At 62.7% G+C, this 4,139-nt stretch carries 4 protein-coding genes; all 4 read right to left on the reverse strand.

From position 1 onward, the window contains the following. Positions 1-887: cyclic peptide export ABC transporter (locus OQK_RS19750; RefSeq protein WP_016773897.1), on the reverse strand; the 887-nt coding region annotated here is incomplete at its 3' end. 109 nt (positions 888-996) lie between these two features. Next, entirely contained in the window at positions 997-1,884 is an 888-nt protein-coding gene (gene pvdO, locus OQK_RS19755; protein ID WP_016773898.1) for a dihydropyoverdine dehydrogenase, read from the reverse strand. Between the two features lie 36 nt (positions 1,885-1,920). Further along, entirely contained in the window at positions 1,921-3,207 is a 1,287-nt protein-coding gene (pvdN, locus tag OQK_RS19760) for a pyoverdine-tailoring periplasmic protein PvdN (RefSeq protein WP_016773899.1), read from the reverse strand. Further along, a partial coding sequence (locus OQK_RS19765; RefSeq protein WP_016773900.1) for a dipeptidase occupies positions 3,204-4,139 on the reverse strand: 936 nt, incomplete at its 5' end. The genes pvdN and OQK_RS19765, both read right to left, overlap by 4 nt.

Below are 4,139 nucleotides of genomic sequence, written 5' to 3' on the forward strand. Positions count from 1 at the left end.
ATCGGCAGGGTGCTGATCAAGTGTTCCAGCGGCCCCTTCATGTACAGCAGCACCAGAACGAAACCGCTCATCACCGCTTTGTCGGCACTCGGCCACAGCGATTGCAGGGCCAGGGCCATGCCGATGACCACGAAGAACAGCATCGAGCCAAACGACTTGGCGATGACGAAGGTGTTGATCGATCTGATCTGGGTGTCGCAGATTTTCTCGGCGGTTTTCTGAATGCCGGCGACGAACATGCGCTGGCGGCGCGGGCGGTGAATACGCAGTTCCTTGGCACCTTCGGCAATCGCGTTGTAATGCTTTTGCAGTTCGTCTTCGGAGTCGCGGGCGGCGTAGAAGCCGCGCATGCCTTTGGCCCGGGCGATGGCCTGGATGGTGGTGCCGATGGCGATGGCCACCAGCATCATCAGAAACATCGGCCACGACAGCATGGCCAGGTAGCCGAGGCAGCCAAGGGTCACGGTCATGGAAATCGCCAGCGGCGCGAAGGCGAAGGCGAAGTCGCTGATGGTGTCGACGTCGTGGGTCAGCACCGGAATCAGGCGATGGCTGCGATAGCGTTCGATCTGATCGATCGGCGCCGACAGGACTTTCTCCCCCAGCTCTTTGCGCAGTTTGGCGATGATGTGCTGGCCGACGTAGTTGGTGCCGATGTCCGACAGGATCGTGGTCAGCAGGGCCAGGGCACAGAGGCCGGCGAAGATCATCACCACCGTGCGGGTCAGGCCGTCATCGGAATGCAGGGCGTTGTTGATGGTCGCCAGCAGCACGGTTACGCTCAGGCCGCCGAGCATGCCGAGCACGATGGACGCCGAGACGATCAGGCGGAATGGCTTGAGCAGGGCGAACAATTCGTTGATCGCCCCACGCGTAGGCTTGGTCATGGAGGATTCCTGCTTCGATGCGGAGGGAGTGCCGGTACTTAAGGAAAACGAATGGTCGCGGAGTTTCTTTAACCGAGCGCAGGCGTGGCTGCGCTCGTCGAGGGCGGGGTCAGAGGTCGCGTACTACGCGAAAGCCCAGCCAGTCGCCCTTGCTGGTCGGCCAGCTGCTGTTGCGGTTGCCCGAGCGCGAGAAGATCGGCGCTTCGCCCCAGTCGTTGCCGCGCATGACCTGGCGTTCGCAGTTTTCCTGGGTCCATGGGCGACCGTCGGCGGGCACGCCGGAGTAGTCCGGGTGGTAGCAGTCGGCGGTCCATTCGTAGACGTTGCCGTGGGCGTCGAACACGCCAAACGCATTGGCCGGGAAGGTGCCGGCCGGCGAGGTGAAGTTGTAACCGTCGGCCGCGCCGTAGGTGTTGGCGTGCTTGGAAATTTGGTAATCCTTGCCCTCATCGAACGGGAAGGGGAAAGGCCCGGTGCTGCCGCCACGCGCGGCGTATTCGCGGATCGATTCGCTTTGCAGGCGATAGGCGTGGCCGGTCTTTTTCGACAGCCAGTCGATGTAGCCCTGGGCTTCGGCGACGTTCATGCACACCGCCGGATCGCGGGGCGTCTGTTTGAATTCCGGTTTGCCGGCGGTGCAGCGGCGGCCGGGGCGGTCATCGAAGTCGTAAGGTTTGTTGCCGGTCTCGCGCACGTAGGCGTCCCATTCGCCCACCAGCACCTGTGAGCGGCTGATAGCGAACGGTTTGCTGAACGTCACCGTGTGCAGCGGGCCTTCGTCCGGCTGCCGGCCGACTTCATCATCCGGCGTGCCCATGGTGTAGCTGCCGGTTGGCAACACGACCATTTCCGGGCAGTCCTTGCAGTCCTTGAACACTTTGCCCGCAGCAGGCGCGGTCGCCGCCAGGGCGCTGCCGGGCAACAGCGCAGCGCAGAGGGCGCTTAGCGCCAGTGCGGGCAGGGCTTTGGAGAGGAGTGACGCGTGAGGCTTTTTCATGGGTCGTCTCTTTAAAAGGAAAACGGCAGTCGAGGGTCAGGCACGCAGCTTGGTGCCGAGGATGTCCATGAAGCGATCCACTTCGGCTTCACTGTTGAGCAAGCCCGGCGCGGTGCGAATCACCGGCCCGACATCGCGGCTGACCGCGTCGCAGATCACCCGGTTCTGCATCAGCCAGGCAGCTACTTCATCGCTGTCCTGGCCCTTGATCCGGAAGAAGGTGAAACCGGCGGAGAACTGCGAGGCGAGCGGGGTGACCAATTCGATGTTGCGGTGCTCCTGCAAGCGTTGCTTGAGGTAGCTGTTGAGCTGATGAATGCGCGTCTGCACCTCGGCTTTGCCCAGCTGCAGGTGCAACTTGAAGGCTTCGTCCAGCGCCCAGCGATGCTCGAAGGCGTGGTAGCCGCCCGGAGTCATGATGGTCGAGAAAGCCGTGGCCTCGGAGAAGGTCGGCACGCTGGGGCTGACGTATTTCAGTTTTTCAGTGCGGCTGCAGACGATGCCGGTGCCGCGCGGGCCGAACATCCACTTGTGCGTGCCGGCGATGAAAAAGTCGCAGTTCATCTGCGGGAAACTCAGGTCGTCGACGCCGAAACCGTGCACGCCATCAACCACGTAGATCAGCCGATCCTGGTCGTCGCGCTGGCGGTTGTGCTCGTCGACCAGCCGCGAGATCTCGCTGATCGGCAGCTTCACGCCGCTGCCCGAATGCACCCAGGTCATGCCCAGTACGCGGGTCTCGGGGCGGATATTGCGATTGATCGTGTCGAGCACCTGATCCAGCGAAATGCTCTGCGGGTTTTCGAACAGGGTGAGTTTGCGCACGCGCGTGCCGTCACGCCGGCTGCGGAAATCGAGAATGTTGCGCGTCGAATAATGCTCGTGAACCGTGGTGAGAATTTCCTGATCCGCGCGCACCTGCACGCTGCCGTAGATCATCGCCAGGCCTTCGGTGGTGCTGCCGGTCAGGGCGATTTGCGCCGGTTTGGCTTGCAGATACTGGCCGGCCCAATGGCGCACGTTTTCTTCGCGCTTCTCGGTGACGCCCAGATCCCAGTCCATCGCCAGACCCGGATTCAGATCCAGCGCCGCGCGATGGCGTTCGATCGCTTCGCGCACCGGTTTGGGGTGCGAGGTGACGAGGAAATTGGCGAAGTGGATGGCTTGGGGATCCTGATCGAACAACTGACGCAACTGCGCCCATTTGTGCCGCGACGCAGTCGGCGCGGCAGCGATGGCCGCCGGTGCACTCAGGCTGGCGCCCAGGGGCAGGGCGGCGGCGAGCAGGCCGGCCTGCTTGAGAAAAGTGCGACGATCGGTCATGGCCGGGCCACCTCCTGGCGTGCCGCCAGCGCCGGTTTCGCGGCTTTTTGCACCTGATCCCAGACGCGCATGAAGTTGCCGCCCCAGAGCTTGGCGATATCCGCTTCGGAGTAGCCGCGCTGCAGCAGTTCGGCGGTGACGTTGCGAATCTCGCCGACGTTTTCCCAGCCCTTGATGCCGCCGCCGTCGTTGAAATCCGAAGCAATGCCGACGTGGTCGATACCGATCTTGCGTACCGTGTAATCGATGGCGTCGCCGAAGTCCTTGAGAGTGGCTTTCGGTTCTTCTTCGAGGATCGCGTAGAGGCCGCTGGCGTACTGGCCGAGCTTCTGTTCCGACCAGGCGGTGATGATCGGATCGCCGGGCATCAGCGCCATCGCCAGGTTGGGCAGTGGCGGCAGATCGAAGCGCGCACGCAACGCATTGAGTTTGTCCTGCGTGCCCTGGGTCAGCGGTTTCAGGTACTGCGAGAAGGCGACGACCTGCACCACGCCGCCACTGTTCTTGATCAGTTGCAGCTCTTTGTCGCTGAGGTTGCGCGGGATATCCACCGCCGCCCGTGGCGCCGAGTGCGAGGCCACCAGCGGTGTACGGCTCAGTTCGGCGACTTGCTCGAGGGCCTTGGTCGACATCTGCGAAACATCGATGATCACGCCCAGATCGTTCAAGCGCTGCACCGCTTGTTTGCCGATGTCCGACAGACCATCGAGGGCGTCCGGCGAATCATTGAAAAACGGTAGCGGCCGCGACGAGTCGGCCCAGCTGTTGTTGCCGATGTAACTGAAACCGAACATGCGCATGCCGCGCCCGGCCCACAGGTCGAGCTTGCTCAGATCGTTGCCCAGCGGGTAGGCGTTGAGCATGCTGATGAAGATCGCAAACTTGCCTTCGCCGTGCAGACGGCGGAAATCATCTGGCGTGTAGGCGATGCC

The sequence above is a fragment of the Pseudomonas sp. R62 genome, from assembly GCF_000257605.1.
GTDB lineage: Bacteria > Pseudomonadota > Gammaproteobacteria > Pseudomonadales > Pseudomonadaceae > Aquipseudomonas > Aquipseudomonas atacamensis.